The sequence below is a fragment of the Pseudomonas sp. GD04058 genome, from assembly GCF_029836855.1.
Taxonomy (GTDB): Bacteria; Pseudomonadota; Gammaproteobacteria; order Pseudomonadales; family Pseudomonadaceae; genus Aquipseudomonas; species Aquipseudomonas bharatica.
Window position 1 is genome coordinate 21,923 of the sequence record NZ_JAOECN010000018.1, and the last position, 16,176, is coordinate 38,098.

The 16,176-nt window shown below is 67.7% G+C and carries 16 protein-coding genes and 1 pseudogene; all 17 read right to left on the reverse strand.

Features of this window, described 5'->3' with window-relative positions:
* Positions 1-17: 17 nt before the first annotated feature.
* The 17 genes and pseudogenes from N7650_RS16090 to N7650_RS16170 all read right to left on the reverse strand — a co-directional run bounded on the left by N7650_RS16090 (position 18) and on the right by N7650_RS16170 (position 16,174).
* Positions 18-1,244: a beta-ketoacyl-ACP synthase gene (locus tag N7650_RS16090; protein WP_279899073.1), complete on the reverse strand. Its 1,227-nt coding sequence runs from the start codon at positions 1,242-1,244 to the stop codon at positions 18-20.
* Positions 1,244-1,972, reverse strand: coding sequence for a 3-oxoacyl-ACP reductase FabG (fabG, locus tag N7650_RS16095; protein ID WP_064301193.1), 729 nt, complete (start codon positions 1,970-1,972; stop codon positions 1,244-1,246). Before fabG ends, N7650_RS16090 begins: the two co-directional genes overlap by 1 nt.
* The gene (locus N7650_RS16100) at positions 1,965-2,435 is read right to left on the reverse strand and encodes a hotdog family protein (protein ID WP_009396844.1); all 471 of its coding nucleotides are present in this window, start codon (positions 2,433-2,435) and stop codon (positions 1,965-1,967) included. The genes fabG and N7650_RS16100 overlap by 8 nt, the downstream gene beginning before the upstream one ends.
* The gene (locus N7650_RS16105) at positions 2,432-3,604 is read right to left on the reverse strand and encodes a beta-ketoacyl-[acyl-carrier-protein] synthase family protein (protein ID WP_279899074.1); all 1,173 of its coding nucleotides are present in this window, start codon (positions 3,602-3,604) and stop codon (positions 2,432-2,434) included. Before N7650_RS16105 ends, N7650_RS16100 begins: the two co-directional genes overlap by 4 nt.
* A complete protein-coding gene (locus N7650_RS16110; protein WP_279899076.1) occupies positions 3,601-4,086 on the reverse strand; it encodes a hypothetical protein in 486 nt (161 codons plus the stop codon). Before N7650_RS16110 ends, N7650_RS16105 begins: the two co-directional genes overlap by 4 nt.
* Entirely contained in the window at positions 4,083-4,814 is a 732-nt protein-coding gene (locus N7650_RS16115) for a class I SAM-dependent methyltransferase (protein ID WP_279899077.1), read from the reverse strand. The genes N7650_RS16110 and N7650_RS16115 overlap by 4 nt, the downstream gene beginning before the upstream one ends.
* A complete protein-coding gene (locus tag N7650_RS16120) occupies positions 4,811-6,058 on the reverse strand; it encodes an NAD(P)/FAD-dependent oxidoreductase (protein WP_279899078.1) in 1,248 nt (415 codons plus the stop codon). Before N7650_RS16120 ends, N7650_RS16115 begins: the two co-directional genes overlap by 4 nt.
* Positions 6,045-7,205 carry a sodium:proton antiporter gene (locus N7650_RS16125; RefSeq protein ID WP_279899079.1) on the reverse strand — a complete coding sequence of 387 codons (1,161 nt, stop codon included), beginning with the start codon at positions 7,203-7,205 and terminating at the stop codon, positions 6,045-6,047. The genes N7650_RS16120 and N7650_RS16125 overlap by 14 nt, the downstream gene beginning before the upstream one ends.
* Entirely contained in the window at positions 7,202-9,520 is a 2,319-nt protein-coding gene (locus tag N7650_RS16130) for an MMPL family transporter (RefSeq protein WP_279899080.1), read from the reverse strand. The genes N7650_RS16125 and N7650_RS16130 overlap by 4 nt, the downstream gene beginning before the upstream one ends.
* Positions 9,510-10,106 carry an outer membrane lipoprotein carrier protein LolA gene (locus N7650_RS16135; RefSeq protein WP_279899082.1) on the reverse strand — a complete coding sequence of 199 codons (597 nt, stop codon included), beginning with the start codon at positions 10,104-10,106 and terminating at the stop codon, positions 9,510-9,512. The genes N7650_RS16130 and N7650_RS16135 overlap by 11 nt, the downstream gene beginning before the upstream one ends.
* Complete coding sequence (locus N7650_RS16140; protein WP_279899083.1) at positions 10,103-10,528, reverse strand: acyl-CoA thioesterase; 426 nt, start codon at positions 10,526-10,528, stop codon at positions 10,103-10,105. The genes N7650_RS16135 and N7650_RS16140 overlap by 4 nt, the downstream gene beginning before the upstream one ends.
* The gene (locus N7650_RS16145) at positions 10,521-12,065 is read right to left on the reverse strand and encodes an aromatic amino acid ammonia-lyase (protein ID WP_279899085.1); all 1,545 of its coding nucleotides are present in this window, start codon (positions 12,063-12,065) and stop codon (positions 10,521-10,523) included. Before N7650_RS16145 ends, N7650_RS16140 begins: the two co-directional genes overlap by 8 nt.
* A complete protein-coding gene (locus N7650_RS16150; RefSeq protein WP_009396864.1) occupies positions 12,046-12,984 on the reverse strand; it encodes a hypothetical protein in 939 nt (312 codons plus the stop codon). The genes N7650_RS16145 and N7650_RS16150 overlap by 20 nt, the downstream gene beginning before the upstream one ends.
* Positions 12,981-13,714 (reverse strand): annotated as a pseudogene (locus tag N7650_RS16155) (glycosyltransferase family 2 protein). The gene N7650_RS16150 and the pseudogene N7650_RS16155 overlap by 4 nt, the downstream one beginning before the upstream one ends.
* Complete coding sequence (locus N7650_RS16160; protein ID WP_279899086.1) at positions 13,711-15,381, reverse strand: acyl-CoA synthetase family protein; 1,671 nt, start codon at positions 15,379-15,381, stop codon at positions 13,711-13,713. Before N7650_RS16160 ends, N7650_RS16155 begins: the two are co-directional and overlap by 4 nt.
* Positions 15,378-15,923: a hypothetical protein gene (locus N7650_RS16165; protein WP_009396872.1), complete on the reverse strand. Its 546-nt coding sequence runs from the start codon at positions 15,921-15,923 to the stop codon at positions 15,378-15,380. The genes N7650_RS16160 and N7650_RS16165 overlap by 4 nt, the downstream gene beginning before the upstream one ends.
* The gene (locus tag N7650_RS16170; RefSeq protein WP_009396874.1) at positions 15,920-16,174 is read right to left on the reverse strand and encodes an acyl carrier protein; all 255 of its coding nucleotides are present in this window, start codon (positions 16,172-16,174) and stop codon (positions 15,920-15,922) included. The genes N7650_RS16165 and N7650_RS16170 overlap by 4 nt, the downstream gene beginning before the upstream one ends.
* Positions 16,175-16,176 lie beyond the last annotated feature (2 nt).

Here is a 16,176-nt window from a genome sequence, read left to right on the forward strand (position 1 = left end):
TTTCTCTCCAGTCGGTTTCAGGCCCAGCGGCGGAAAATCAACGACGTGTTGACCCCGCCAAAGGCGAAGTTGTTGCTCATGACGTATTGGTTGCTGATGCTGCGGAACTCGCCGCACAGGTAGTCCAGCTCGCCACAGCGTGGATCGATGTTGTCCAGGTTGAGGGTGTGCACGTAGCGGTCGCTGTTCATCATTTCAATGCTGAACCAGGCTTCCAGCGCGCCGCAAGCGCCCAGGGTGTGACCGAGGAAGCTTTTCTGCGAACTGATTGGCATCCGCGCGCCGAACAGGGCGCTGGTGGCCAGGGTCTCGGCGATATCGCCCTGCTCGGTGGCGGTGCCGTGGCCGTTGACGTAGCCGATGGCGTGCGGGGCCAGGCTGGCATCTTCCAGCGCAAGCTCCATGGCCCGGCGCATGGTCGCCTGCTCGGGACGGGTGGTGTGCTGGCCGTCGGCGTTGCTGCCGAAGCCGACGATCTCGGCATGGATGCGCGCGCCACGGGCCAGGGCGTGCTCCAGCTCTTCGAGCACCAGCATGCCGGCGCCTTCGCCGATTACCAGGCCGTCGCGGCCGCTGTCGTAGGGGCTGGGGGTCTTGTGCGGGGTGTCGTTCTTCAGGCTGGTGGCGTATAGCGCATCGAACACCATGGCCTCGGTGGGGCACAGTTCCTCGGCGCCGCCGGCGAGCATCATCGGCAGGCGGCCGAACTTGATCGCCTCGTAGGCGTAGCCGATGCCCTGGCTGCCGCTGGTGCAGGCACTGGACGTGGGGATCAGGCGCCCGGTCAGGCCGAAGAAGATGCTGATGTTGGCGGCGGTGGTGTGCGGCATCATGCGCACGTAGGAGTTGGCATTGAGCCCTTCGGCCACCGAGTTCAGCAGCATGTTGCCGAACGCCTTGATCTCGTCGGTGCTGCCGGTGGACGAGCCGCAGGCCACGCCCATGCGCCCGTCGCGGATCGACGGATCATCGAGCAGCCCGGCGTCCAGCAGCGCATTCTGCGACGCCGCCACCGCCAGCCGCGAGACCCGGCCCATGCTGCGCAGCTGCTTGCGGGTCCAGCCGGACGGCACGGCGAAATCATCCACCGGGCCGGCCAGGCGGGTATTGAGCTCTTCGAAACGGTTCCACTCGTCCATCCGCCGGATACCGCTGCGGTTGGCGGCGAAATTGGCCGAGATCGTGGCCCAGTCGCTGCCCAGGGAGGTGATGCCGGCCATGCCGGTGACGACCACGCGTTTCATCAGCACAGGCCTCCGTTGACGGCCAGGACCTGGCGGGTGATGTACGAAGCCTCGGCGGACATCAGGAAGTTCACCGCACCGGCGACCTCTTCCGGCGTGCCCATGCGCTGGGCCGGGATCATCTTCAGCAGCTCCTCGACCGGTACGTGCTCGTCGAGCATGGCGGTGTCGATCAGTCCGGGGGCGACGCAATTGACCGTGATCCTGCGCTTGCCCAGTTCGATGGCGAGGGCCTTGGCGGCGCCGATCACCCCGGCCTTGGAGGCGCTGTAGTTGACCTGGCCGCGGTTGCCAATCAGCCCCGACACCGAGGTGATGCAGACGATGCGACCTGGCGCGCGGCGGCGGATCATCGGCATCATCACCGGGTGCAGGACGTTGTAGAAACCGTCGAGGTTGGTGCGCAGCACCTGGTCCCAGTCTTCCTCGGTCAGGGCCGGGAAGGCGCCGTCGCGGGTCAGGCCGGCGTTGCACACCACGCCGTAGTAGGCGCCGTGGGTTTCCACATCGTCGCCGAGGATCGCGGCGCAGGCGGCGCGGTCGGCCACATCGAACTGCAGGACCCGGGCCTGCCGGCCCAGGCCACGCACTTCATCGGCGACGGCCTCGGCTTCGGTACGGCCGCTACGGCAATGCAGCACCAGGTCGAAGCCGGCGCGGGCCAGGCGCAGGGCGATGGCCCGGCCGATACCGCGGCTGGAACCGGTGACCAGGATGGTCTCACTCATGTCGGGACTCCTCATCGCCCGCTTCGGCCAGGTACTGCGCGACCTCCGGCGGACGGAAAACATTCAGGCGGGCCGTGGCGTGCAGCCCCGGTCCGTACAGATGGCACTCGAACACGCCCATGCCGTTGTCGTCTTCCAGCGAGCGCAGGGCATGGATGCGCAGTTCTGCGCCCACGGGGAAATGCTCGACAGCGCATTCGAACTTGCGCGTGCCGAGCAAAAAGCCCAGCTCCACCGGCTTGCCCTGCTGGCGCGCGCGGCAGCCGGCATAGGCGGCGACGGTCTGGGCCATCAGCTCGATGCCGACCCAGGCCGGCAGGCTGCCGTCCTCGCGGTTGAACAGGCCGCCGGGGCGCACGGTCAGGTGGGCGTGGATCTGCTCCTCGTCGAACGACTCGATCCCGTCGATCAGGATCATGTCGCCGGCATGGGGCAGGAGTTCGGCCAATGGCCAGGCAATCATGGGGTGTCTCCGAGAATCAGGCTGATGTTGTTGCCACCGAAGGCGAACGAATTGCTCATCAGATGGTGCGGGCCGCCGGCGTGCAGGCGCTGGCCGGGGCCGATCAGGTTCAAGGGCGCCAGCTCGGGATCCTGCTGGCCGTCCCACAGGTGCGGGGGCAGTTGGCCGTGGGCCAGGCTCAGCCAGCAGAACGCCGCTTCCAGGGCACCGGCGGCGCCGAGGGTGTGGCCGGTCATGGCCTTGCTCGACGAACAGGCGAGACGGGCGCCGAACAGACCGTTGACCGCCAGGCTTTCCATGGCGTCGTTGTGCCGGGTGGCGGTGCCGTGGAGGTTCAGGTAATCGATCTGCGCGGGCTTCAGGCCGGCGCTGTCCAAGGCCTTCTGCATGGCCGCCAGGGCGCCCTTGCCTGCGGGCTCCGGCGCGGAAATATGGTAGGCGTCGGAGCTGGCGCCGGCGCCGAGCAGGGCGATGTTGCCGCCCTCGGCATTCGCCTCGCGGGTCATCAGGAACAACGCCGCGCCCTCGCCGATATTAATCCCGCTGCGGTTCACCGAGAACGGGTTGCAGCGCTCGCCGCTCATCGCTTCGAGGGCGGTGAAGCCGTTGAGGGTCAGCTTGCACAGGCTGTCCACGCCGCCGCACACCACCGCGTCGCACAGGCCCAGGTCGAGCAGGCGGCGGGCGCTGAGCAGGGCGCGGGCGCCAGAGGTGCAGGCGGTGGAAATCACGTAGGCCGGGCCGCTGACCTGCAGCCAGTTGGCGAGGAACACCGCCGGGGCGCTGAGTTCCTGCTGGGCATAGTCGTACCCGGGCGGGAACCGGCCCTCGCGCAGGTACTCGGCGATGCCCTGGCTGGCTTCCTCGATGCCCGAGGTGCTGGTGCCCAGGACCACGCCGACCCGCTGTGGGCCGAAGCGCTCGACGGCGGCGCGCAACGGGGCTTCGATCTGCAGGGCGGCCTCGTGCAGCAACTGGTTGTTGCGGCTCTCGCCCGGCAGCGGGCTCAGCTCGCCGGTCACGGCACCGACCACCACGCGCTTGTCCGGCACCCAGCCGTCGGCCTCACGCATGCCGGAGCAGTCACCGGCAAACAGGCGGCGGGCGACTTCGGCCTGATCGCGTCCAAGGGCACAGACCAGGCCCAGGGCGTTGAGGTAAGCGGTCATGGAGCATTCTCGCCGGGCAGGGGGGTGACTAGATAACGCAGGCCTTGCTGCATGTTCAAGGTGAAGTCGTCGGCCTGTCGGTAGCTGACACGCCAGCGCTCGCCAAGCCAGCGCTGATTATCCTGCTGCTGCGCCGCCGGATAAAGCGCCGCCAGGCGCTCGGCCGGGGTCAAGGCGAACAGCAGCGCGGCGAACAGCTCGCGGGCCGCCGGGTTCGGTGGCAGCAGGCCGTCGGCCTGCCATTCGCCGTTTTCCAGCAACTGGCGGGCCTGGGGAATGCCCAGCAGATCCATCATCGACCAGCGCAGGCGCTGGTCTTCGCGCTGGATCACCAGCAACCAGTCCTGGCGCTGATCGGCCTGTTCACGCTGCACATGCAGGGTCATCGGCAGCTTCAGCGGCGGCAACTGCTGCGGCAGCGGCGGGCGCGCCGCACAGGCGGCCAGGATCAGGCAGGCGACCAGCAGCAACAGCCTTTTCATGCCGCATCCAGGGGCTTGCGTGCCACCACGTTGACCAGGGTTTCCTCGCGCTGGCCCGGCGGTGGCGGTTTGCGCAGGCCGAAGCGTTCGAGCAGGCCGAAGTCGCTGGAGCGGCTCCACCAGAGGTACGGGTACGAGACATTCTTTTCGCCGAACTCGAAGCCTTGCTCGCGCAGCATCTGCAGGTAGCCTTCCGCGCTCTTCTGCACATGCATCGGGTGGCGGAACAGCCAGCGGATCACCCAGGTATCGATATAGGCCTCGGTGGATTCGGCGAACAGCAGGTAACCGCCGGGCTTGAGCACCCGCCAGAACTCGGCCAGGGCCTTTTCCTGCTCTACCAGGTGGTGGAAGGTCTGGTGGCAGAACAGCATATCGATGCTGGCGTCGGGGAATTGCAGGTTGGCGCAGTCGCTGCCCTTCAGTTCCACCTTCAGCCCCAGGTTCACCGCCTCGGCACCGCTCAGTTCCAGGCTGTGCGGGTCGGCATCGGTGCCGAGCAGCTTGCCCGGCCGGAATACCTGGTGCAGATGCTTGAACGAGCGCCCCTGGCCGCAACCGACATCGAGCAGCACCGGCGCGTGCGGCGGCTCGCCATCGAACAGGCGGCGCAGGTCGTTGATCGCCACGCGCAGTACATGATGCTGCCAGGTATGGCTGCGCAGGAACCAGAAGCCGAACTTCGTTTCCTCGACATAGGTTTCGCTGAAAAAGCGCTGCTCGCTCATGCTTCTTCCCTCGCGCAGATTTCCGCGAGCATGCGCAGGCGCCGCTTGGGTTCGCTGACGAAGGGGTTGCGTTCGTCCCAGGCATAGCCAGCGAGGATCGAGGCGATCATGGCGCGGATCTCGGGCGAGGACCCGGGATGATAGATCACGTCCTGGAAGCTGCCGTTGTACCAGCCTTCGACATAGGCGCGGAAGGTGTCCACGCCACGCTTGAGCGGGGTGGCGAACTCGTGCTCCCAGTCCACCGCTTCGCCCTTGAGCTGACGGTCGAGCACGGCGGCGGCCATGCTCGACGAACGCATGGCGATGGTCACGCCCGAGGAGAACACCGGGTCAAGGAATTCCGCCGCGTTGCCGAGCAAGGCGAAGCCCGGGCCGTGCAGGGTTTTTACATTGGCCGAATAGCCGCCGATGGTCCGCGCTGGCGTGTCCCACACCGCCTTGGCCAGCACCTTCGCCAGGCTCGGGGTTTGCGCGACGAAGCCTTTCAGGCAGGCATCCAGGTCCTGCGGCGCGTCGGCGTAATGATCGGCTGCGGCGACCACGCCGAGGGAGCAGCGGCCATCGCTGAAGGGGATGGTCCAGAACCAGATGTCCCGATGTTCCGGGTGGGTGGTGATGAGGATCTTGTTGCGGTCGAAGTGCGGATGGTCGATGCGGTCCTCGATATGGGTGAACACCGCCTGGCGTACCGGGAAGCTCGACGGGGCCTCCAGGTCCAGCAGACGCGGCAGCACCCGGCCATAGCCGCTGGCATCGAGGACGAACTGCGCCTCTACCTGGTACTCGCTGCCATCCTCGCGCCGCACGCGCACCTGCGGGCGTTCGCGCTCGAAGTCGGCAGCGACGATTTCCTCTTCGTAGCGGATCTCCACGCCCTGGGCCGCGGCTTCGTCGGCCAGCAGCTTGTCGAAGCGCGCGCGCTGGACCTGGAAGGTGCTCGGCCGGCCCTTGCTGAATGTTTGGCCGAAGTCGAAGGCGCTGTATTCCTCGCCCCAGGCGAAGGCCGCGCCGTTCTTGTACTGGAAGCCCGCCGCTTCGAGGGCGGGCAGCATGCCGGCTTCCTCGACGAAATCGATGCAGTGCGACAACAGGCTCTCGCCGATGGAGAAGCGCGGGAATAGTTGGCGCTCGATGATCAGCACATCGTGGCCTTTGCGCTTGAGCAGCGCGGCGGCGATGGCGCCGGACGGGCCGGCGCCGATGATCAGGACCTGGCGTTGTTGTACATCACTGGCGGGCATGGGGCCTCCTTGCCGTTGAAACGTTGATAACTGGAAGACGGTGCAGCCCGGCGATGGCGGGCATCAGGGTGGCGATCAGGCTCATCAGCATCAGGGCGAAATACAGCGCCGGGCTGATCAGCTGCTGTTGCAACAGCAGATTGAGGAAGACGATTTCGCTCAGGCCGCGAATGTTCAGCAGCAGGTTTTCCCGCCAGCGGCTGGCGCCGGGGAACGACAGGCTGGCCCAGCGCAGGCCCAGCCAGTTGCCGGCCATCTTGCTGAGGATCGGCAGCAGCACCAGCGCGCCCAGTTGCAGCAGGTCGAGGGATTGCAGCAGGTGGCCGAAATCGATCTGGACGATGCCGAAGGTGAGGATCAGCGGGATCGCCACGCCCTGTTGCAGACGCTCGATCCACGCCGCCGGCAATGGCAGGCGCAGCGGCAGCTTGAGCCAGGCCAGGCAGGCCATGTAGCCAATGCCCAGGATCAGCGCGTTGAGCTTGTAGTGCTCGGCGACGAACAGCAGGGCGAGAAACGCCAGGCCGAACAGCCACGGGCGGCGCAGCCCCAGCAGGTACAGCGGCAGCGGTGCGCAGGCGGCCAGCAGCGGCCATGCCAGGCTCAGCGGATCCAGGCTGCCCTTGCCCAGGCCGAACAGCAGCCAGCACAGCACATCGATGCCGATCGCCACCTGCATCAGGCGCCGGGTGGCTGCGGGTGGATAGCCGATATTGCGCAGGTACAGGTAGAGCACCGGCACAGCGGTAATGGCGAACACCAGGCCCAACGCCAGGGAGGTCAGCCAGGGCTGCTCCGGCAGCAACAGGAAACCGCAGCCCAGGCCGCAGGCGAAGGGCACGAGGAAACTGGGCAGGGCGATCTTCAGGCTCTGGCGGTCGAGTTTCAGCTCGACGACATCGGACAGGATATGCCCCAGCAACAGGGCGAAGCTCAAGCCGTACAAGGCCTTCAGCCAGGCCGGGGCGATCAGTTGCGCGCCGCTGAGCTGCCAGTGCGGCTCGACCCACAACAGCATCAGCAGCGGCAGGCCGAGGGTCGCCAGCAGCAGGTGGCTGACGATGCTGATCAGGCCCAGGCGCCGGCCGATTTCGCCGGCGATCAGGAACAACGACAGGGCCAGGGCCCAGAACAGCACGACACTCATGCCGACTTCTCCATGTGGCGCGGCGCGGCCCAGGGGGCCAGGGCAAAGCTGAAGGCCAGGCCGAGGCTCACGGCCAGGCCGAAATTGCTTACGGCCGGGGTGCTCGAAGCGGCCAGCAGGCCGAACGACAGCCAGGTGGTGGTCGCCGCCAGCAGGGTGCCGAGCAGGCTTACCGCCGCGCCGCCGATCTGTTCGTGCATGAGGATCGCGTAATCGACGCTGATGGCCGTGACCAGCAGCAGGCCGAACAGGCTGAACAGGGTCAGGGGCTGGCCCAGCCAGCCGAGGCTGGCCAGGCTGCACAGCGCCGCCAGCAGGGGCAGGGCGACGATGCGCGCGGCGGCGCCGAAACCGAAGGGCAACACCAGCAGCACCACGATCAGCACGCAGGACAGCAGCTTCAATTCCGCCGCGCTGACCTGGGTCGCGGCGAACAGCCGGTTCAGCTCGCCGAGGCGGTCCACCAGTTGTACACCGTCGAGGCCTTCGCTTTGTTGACGCAGCACAGCCGGATCGCTTGCGCCTTGCAGGCTGACCACGGCGGCGACGCCCGCTGCGTCCTTGCCCAGCCACAGCGAGCGCCAGGCCTCGCCCAGCGGGCCGGCCAGGACCTGGTCTATATCGAGCACCGTCAGGGCGCGCAGGCGGGTCAGCTCGGCTTGCAGCGTTGCCTCCGGGACACCGCTCGCCAGCAGCGGCTGCCAGTGTTGCGGCAGGGCCTCCAGCGCCTGGCGCAAGCGGGCCTGCTCGGCACTGCTGGCGAGCAACTGGTTGAGCGCCATGTAGCCCTTGAGCTGACCACTGGCGACCTGGGCATCGAGGCGCTGGCCGAGGCTGGCAAGGCGCTCCAGCAACTGCGTTTCGTCAGTGCCACGCACCAGGTAGAACTGGCTGGTGGGCTGGTAACCGGTGATCCGCGCCACCGCCTTGGCCTCGTCCAGCAGCACCGGCGAGCTGCCGACCCACTGGCGGATATCGTTGCGGTTTTCCAGGTGCCACAGGCCGCCGGCACAGAAGGCCAGGAGCAGCACGCTCAGCACCGGCGTCGGCACCCGGCGCAGCAAGCGCAGGCGCAGGTCCACCAGGGTTTCGGCGATACGCAGCGGCCATTGCGCCGGTTGCAGGTCGATATTCTTCAACAGCGCCGGCAGCAGGCACACCGACCCCAGGTAGGCGCCGATCAGCCCGGCAGCGGAGAACGCGGCGATCTGGGTCAGGGCCGGGAACGGTGTGAAGCCCAGGGCCAGGTAGCCGATGCAACTGGTGGCCAGGCTCAGGCTCAGGCCCGGCAGGGTCTTGCGCACCGCCTGCCAGGTGTTCCACGGGCGCAGGCTCCAGCTTTTCGAGAGGAAATGCAGCGGGTAGTCCACCGCCACGCCAATCAGGCTGGAGCCCAGCACCAGGGTCATTACATGCATCTGGCCGAACAGGGCGATGCAGGCGGTGGCGCCGAACAGCATGCCCACCAGCACCGGGACGAAGGCCAGCAGCACGCGGAACCTGCGGAAGGTGAGCAACAGCAGGAGCAGGATGCCGAGCGTCGCGCCGCCGCCGATCCAGGTCATTTCCCGGGACGCCTGGCGCTGGCCGTCGGCGGCGTAGAGCAGGCCGCTGGCCGCAAGCAGTTGCGCGCCCTGTGCGGCGGCCTGGTCACGGGACTGCTGCAGCAGCTCGGCGACCCGCAGCGGCAGCTTCATGTCGAAGGCATTGCCCTCTGTGCGGGCGCGCAGCAGCACCCAGTATCTGTCGTCGGCCTTGGCCAGCAGCACGCCGCTGGCGGTATCCAGTTCGACGGACGCGGGGCGCGGCTGGCTGTTCTGGATGCGCCCGGTCAGGCCCAGCCAATCGTCCTGGCTGGACACCAGGCTGAAACCGGCGAAGGGATCGAACAGGCTTTGCAGGCGTTGCTGGATAAAGGCGTCGGGGGTCTCGACCAGGCTATCGCGGTCGGCCTTGGCGAGCATCGCCAGGCGCCCTTGCAGCAGTTGTTCGCGTACCGCCTGCAGGTCGGTTTGCAGGCTCCATTGGACCTTTTCGAACAGGCCGCTGGCCTGCCATTCCTTGCCCAGTTGCTCGGCCAAAGCGATGGCCTTGTCACGTTCGGCGTGCCCCACCAGCACCAGCATTTCCCGGTTCAGCGGCTCCTGCATGCGCTGCTCGGCGCGCTTGACCAGCGGGTCTTCGGTGGCACCCGGGACCAGCGTCATCAGGTCCGCCGACAAGGCCGGGCCGCGCGTCCACTGCCAGCCGGCCAGGGCCATGACCCCGACCAGCAAGAACAGGAACAGACGCGGCAGCAGGCGCTCAATCGACAAGGTCGTGGCGCTCCGCGTCGGTCAGCGTGGTGCTGGTGCTGGACGGCATGCGCAGCACGGTGCTGTCGCCTTGGGTTTCCAGCAGCTCGATACGGTCGACGAACTGGCCGCCGTGGATCTCGATGCCGGTAAAGATCTGCTTGAGCACCAGCGAACTCGGGGTCAGGCGCAGTTGCCAGGCCTTGGCGTCGCCGTGCAGGGCCAGTTCGAAGTCGCGCTCCAGGCCGCTGCTGTCGCCCTGCAGCACCGCGAAGAACAGCTTGTTCTGCTCGGTGCCGGCCGTGCGCGTGGGGATGACCTGCCAGCCGGCGGCATCGCGACGGGCTATGCCGGAGGCATTGAGGCGGTAATCCTGTTTCAGCGGGCTTTGCAGCAACCACAGCAGGCCGTGGTCGCGGGCCAGCACGAACTGGCCAGTGCTGACCAGCGGCTGGGGCAGGGCGCGCAGGTGCTTTTCCTGGATGAACGGGCCCTTGATCACCTCCGGCTCGCTCAACTGCTTGCGCAGGTCTTCCAGGCCGAAGGCATGGGCGAGGCCGCAGCACAGCATCAGGCCGAGGGCCAGCAGCAGGCGGTTGCGTTTCATGGGAGCACCTTCTGCACGGCGTCGAGCATCACCTGCGGCGAGGCCAGCTGCATCTCGCGGCTGGCGATATGCACGGCCACCTGCACCGTGCTGGCCCGGGTCATGCGCTCGCCGGTGACGGCGTCGCTGATCAGGTAGTTGATCTTCAGGCGGTTTTCCCACTCCACCAGGCTGGCCCGCACCTTCAGGCGCTGGCCGAAGGTGGCGCCGCGCATGTAGCGCAGTTGCAGGTCGATCACCGGCCAGGCGTAGCCGGAGTCCTGCATCTGCACGTAGTTATGGCCCAGATGATCGAGCAGGGCGCAGCGCGCCACTTCCAGGTACTTCACGTAGTGCCCGTGCCAGACCACCAGCATGCTGTCGACATCGAAGAACGGCACCAGCACTTCGCTATCGACGTGGAGAACACCCTGATTACGCATGGAGCCTCCAGTGCTGCTGGGCGATGCGTTGCAGGCAGTGGCGCAGGTCGCTTTCCAGGGCGCGGTCCTCGATCACCGGGGCGAAGTCGTCGAGCAGGGCGCGGTGCATGGCGTCCAGCGCCGGCGGCAGCGGCCGGGCATCCGCTTCGCGGCCGCGCAGCCAGACGCCCTGGTTGGCGGCCAGCAGGGTGGCGGCGGCGACCTGTTCGGTAAGCTCCAGTACGCGCAGGGCATCGCGGGCGGCGATGGTGCCCATGCTGACCTTGTCCTGGTTGTGGCATTCGGTGGAGCGCGAGAACACGCTGGCCGGCAGGGTATTTTTCAGGGCCTCGGCGGTCCAGGCGCTGGCGCCGATCTGCACGGCCTTGAAGCCATGATTGAGCATGGCGCGGTCGGCCGGGGCCCCGGACAGGTTGCTCGGCAGGCCGTGGTTGTAGCGCACGTCCACCAGCAGGGCGAGCTGGCGGTCGAGCAGGTCGGCAACGTTGGCTACCAGGTTCTTCAGGCTGTCCATGGCAAAGGCGATGTGCCCGCCATAGAAGTGCCCGCCGTGCAGGACGCGCTCGGCATCGCCGTCGATGATCGGGTTGTCGTTGGCGCTGTTCAGCTCGGTTTCGATGAAACCGCGCAGCCAGCCCAGGCTGTCGGCCAGTACCCCGAGCACGTGCGGCGCGCAGCGCAGCGAGTAGCGGTCCTGCAGGCGGTGCAGGGGCGCGGTCGGCGCGTCGATCGCCAGGTCCTGGCGCAGCCAGGCGGCAACCTGGGTCTGGCCCGGGTGCGGCTTGGCAGCGAACAGGCGCTCGTCGAAGTGCTCCGGGTTGCCTTGCAGGGCAACCACATTGAGCGCGGTGATCCGCGTGGCGAGCTTGAGCAGATAGTCGGCGCGGGTCCAGGCCAGGCAGGCCAGGCCGGTCATTACGGCGGTGCCGTTCATCAATGCCAGGGCTTCCTTCGGCCGCAGCACCAGCGGCGCCCAACCCAGTTCACGGTGCACGTCGGCAGACGGGCGGCGTTCGCCGCGATACAGCACCTCGCGCTCGCCGGACAGGGTCGCGGCCACGTAGGACAGCGGCGTCAGGTCACCGCTGGCGCCCACCGAGCCTTCCTCCGGAACCACCGGCAGGATGTCGTGGGCGATAAAGGCATGCAGGCGCTCCAGCAACTCGACCCGCACCCCGGACACCCCGTGGCACAGCGACTGCAAGCGCGCCGCCAGCAGGGCGCGGGTGGACGGAGCATCGAAGACCCGGCCCAGGCCGCAACCGTGGAAGGTGAACAAGTGCCTGGGCAGCGCCTCGACATGCTCCAGCGGCACCGCGACCACGCAGGAGTCGCCGTAGCCGGTGGTCACCCCGTAGATCACCCCTTCCTTGTCCAGCAGCGTATCGAGGAACTGCGCACCCCGGGCGATGCGCGCGCGGTAGTCGGCATCGTCCTGCAGGCGGGTTGCGGCCTTGCCGTGGGCCAGGGCATGGATGGCTTCGATCGAGAGCGGCGACTCGCCGAAGATAACGGACTCACGCGGTTGCATCGTCATCGGTCTTCCAGAAGGGGTAGAAGTTGAACCATTGCTGCGGGGCTTGCAGGCAGTAATGGCCGAGCCGCTCGGCGTAGCGCGCGGCATGTTCGGCGATCACCTGGTCGCGCTGGCTGCGGCGCCATTCCACGGCGGCGGCGAAGGGTTCGAGGGTCACCTGGTAGCGGCCCTGGCGTTTCAGGCAGAACAGCAGGTTGACCGGGCATTTGAGCAGCCCGGCCAGCAGCCACGGGCCTTGCGGGAACTTCGCCGGATGACCGAGAAAGTCCACGGTCACGGTGCGCCCGCCATGCAGCGGTACGCGGTCGCCGGCGATCGCCAGCCATTCGCCGCGCTCCAGGCGCTGGCTGAGCTGGAGCATGGTCGCCGGGTCCAGCTCGCTGACCTGGATCAGGCGCAGGTGCGTGGCCCCGGCCTCGCCCAGCAGGCGGTTGAAGCGCTCGGCGTGGCGGGTATGGACCAGCACGTTCATGGTCACCTGCTGGCCCATTTCGGCCAGGGCCCGACACACTTCGAGGTTGCCCAGGTGCGCGCCCACCAGCATCTGACCGCGCTCGGCGCGCAACTGGCCGTGCAGTTGGCCGGGGTCGTTGATCTCGATCCGGTCCAGGCCGAGCCTGCCGTTCCACACATCGAGCTTGTCCAGCAGCGCGTCGGCGAAGGCCATGAACTGGCCGAACACGCGAGCGGTGGTGGGGCGCAACGCTGGCTGGCCGCTCCACTCGGCGAGGTTGTGCTGGTAGGTCCGCGCCGCCTCGCGGGCACGCCGGCCGAAAAGGAAGAAGTACAGGACGATGCCGTACAGCACCGGGCTCAGCAGCCGGCGGCCGAGCAGCCTGACGCCGAAGGCGGTGAGCTTCATCAGCAGGAAGCTGCCGCGTTCTTCGTGGGCCGCCCAGTGTTTTTCCTGCTGGTTCATGCCGTCAGCCGCCGCCAGAGGATCGCCGGGGCGCGCAGCAACATGCCGAAGAACAGCTTGGTGTGCATCTTCGAGATCAGCGCATTGTCGTGGAACAGGCGGAAATGCGAGAGGCCGTCCTGCGGGTAATGCACCTTGGTCGGCAGCCAGCGCATCGGCTGGTTGCGCCACGACAGGCGCACCAGCACCTCGGGGTCGAAGTCCATGCGCTTGCCGAGGTTCACGCTGTCGATCAGGGCCAGCACCGGCGGCAGCGGGTAGACGCGGAAGCCGCACATGGAATCGGGAATCTTCAGCGACAGGCTGTTGATCCATACCCACACATGGGTCAGGTAACGGGCGTACAGGCGGCCTTTCGGCACGCTGGCGTCGTACTGTGGATAACCGCAGATCAGCGCCTCGGGATGGGCGCGGGCGTGTTCGAGGAAGCGGCTGACATCGGCCAGGTCGTGCTGGCCGTCGGCGTCCACCTGCAAGGCGTGGCTGAACCCCAGCCGGGCCGCCTCGCGCAGGCCGGCCATGACCGCGCCGCCCTTGCCCTGGTTGCCGGCAGTTGCACAAGCCAGGTGTCCGGCTGCTGCGCCAGCTGGCGCAGCACTGCCGCGCAGGACGGGCTGCTGGCGTCGTCCACCAGCACGCAGGGCAGGCCGGCAGCGCGCAGGTCGGCGACCACCGCAGGCACTGCCAGCTCGTGGTTGTAGACCGGGATGACCGCGCAAGGCTTGATCATTGGCCCGCCTCCAGGACGATCCGCCCGCTGGAGCAGGGCGCGCCGGCGCAGCTGTAGGCGAAATACAGCTTGCTGCGCTCGGCATCGAAACGCAGGGTAAGCAGTACCTGGTCACCGGGGCGCACCAGTTGCTGGAACTTCAGCACTTCCATGCCGGCGAAGCGCCGTGGCGAGTCGAGCAGTGGCTGGCCGAGGGCGATGGCCCAGTCCACCTGGACCACGCCGGGAAGTACCGGAGTTTTGGGAAAGTGGCCGTTGAAATAGGCGAGGTCGGCGGGGACCACCAGGTCCAGGTGCAGTTCGCCGTCCACCTGCCGTTCGCCGACCACCTCCGGCCCAAACGGGCGCGGCGCCATCAGCAGGTTATCGACCAGCGCTTGCGGCAGCTTGCCCTGTGCGGTGTAGGGCAGTTGCCGCAGCAGGCGCCAGCGGCGGGGCAGGGCCAGCGGTTCGCAATGGCCGGCGAGGTGCTGGCGCAGGGCGTCGGTCACCGCCCGGCGGCCCTGGTTGCGCAGGGCGTGCATGCCCTTGGCACCGAGTTGCAGCAGGGCGCCGAGGGAGGCGCGGTTGCCGTGGATCACGCCAAGGCGGGCGTCCTCGATCCAAGGGTGCTGGAGCAGCGCCTGTTCCAGCATCGGCAGGGCGATGCGTTTCTCTTCCAGCTTGACGATGCGGTCGAGGCGGCCGAGCAGGCGGAAGCGGCCATGGCCATCGAAGCTGACCGCGTCGGCGCTTTCCTCGATATGCCCCGCAGGCAGGTACGGCGACGCGATGCACAGGGCGCCGTCGTCGTTCTGGCTCAGGCGGATGCCGGCGAAGGGCTGCCACAGGCTTTCGCCCTGGCGCCAGGCGATACCGCCGGTTTCCGAACTGCCGAGGATTTCCGTCGGCCATTGGCCCAGGCGCTGGTGCAGCTCGCGGGCGGCCTCGGCGGGCAGTTCGCCGCCGGAGGAAAACACCTGGCGCACCGTGCTCAGGGCCGGCCAATCGAGGTTATCGCCCATGCGCTTGAGCAGCGCCGGGCTGGCGACCCAGGCGAACGCCGGGTGCTCGCGGCTGGCCCGCTGCAGATCCTCGGGGAAGGGCAACTGGCGGCGAACGAAGCTGCGTCCGGCGCACAGCGGCCACAGCACGCGGAACAGCAGGCCGTAGATATGCTGGGTGGCGACGCTGCCGATGATGCAGGCCTCGCCCAGCCCGGCGCCCCACAGCGCTTCAAGGTTGTTGACCTCGTTGGCGAGCTGGCGCAGGCACTTGTCGATGCGCTTGGGCGCGCCGCTGGAGCCGGAGGTGCACAGACTCAGGCGGCAGGTGTCGAGGTCCAGGTCGGCCGGGGCCAGGGCGGCGGCGAACAGTTCGGCGGGGCGTTGGTCCTGCTCGCTCAGCCACAGGTCCACTTCGGCGTTCCAGCGCTGGCGGGTCTGGGCTTGCAGGTCGGCGGGCAACAGTACCTCGACGCCGGCACGCCAGGCGCCGAGCAGGGCCACGGCCAGTTCGGCGGCGTCTTCCAGATAGACCGCCAGGCGCTTTACCCCGCGTGCCTGCAGGCCGGCGGCCAGTTGCAGGGCCTGCCCGGCCAGTTGCCGATGATCCAGCGCCGGGGCGTGGCTGACCAGGCGTGCGCCCTCGGTCGGCCACAGCATCTGCTCAAGGTTTATCCATTTCATGAGCGTCCTCGCACGCGTTGTCTAACCAGCCATTCGATGGCGAACAGCAGGCCCATCGCGCAGTAGGCGATCAGGCCGTTGTAAAGGGTCCACCAGGCCAGCGGCGCCCACAGGGTCAGGGCGGCGGCGACCAGGCCGTTGACCAGGAAAAAGCCGCTCCACACCTGGGTTACCTGGCGTGTGTAGCGCACGGCCTTTTCCGGTAGGTCCGGGTCGCTCAGCCGAGCCAGGCGTTCGGCCACCGGTGGGCCGAATTTCAGACTGGCGCCGAACAGGGCCAGCATGAAGGCGCTGATCAGCACCGGGTACCAGCGCAGCAGCGCGGGATCGTCCAGCACCGCCAGCAGCGCGCAGAAGGCGATGGCCACCAGGGCCATCCAACGGCCGCCGGGATTGTGCGGCTGGGTCAGGGCGCGGGCCAGCCACAGGCTGCCCAGCAGCAGGCCGAACTGCCAGGGCGCGAAATGCGCCATGCCGAAGTGCACTGCGAACGGGTACCCCAGGCCGGCCACGACCAGCCCGAGCCCGACCAGGCGTTTCATGCCGCGGTGTTGACCAGGCGGAACACCGCTTCGACCACGTCGTTGACGGTACGCACGGCCTTGAATTCGTCGGCGGCGATTTTCTTGCCGGTCTGGCGCTTGATGTGATCGATCAGGTCGACCGCGTCGATGCTGTCGATTTCCAGGTCTTCATAGAGGTTGGCGTCTAGGGTGACGCGCCCGGCGTCCAGTTCGAACAGTTCGACCAGGGCGTCGCGCAGGGTGTTGAAGATGTCTTCGCGGGTTTGCATGG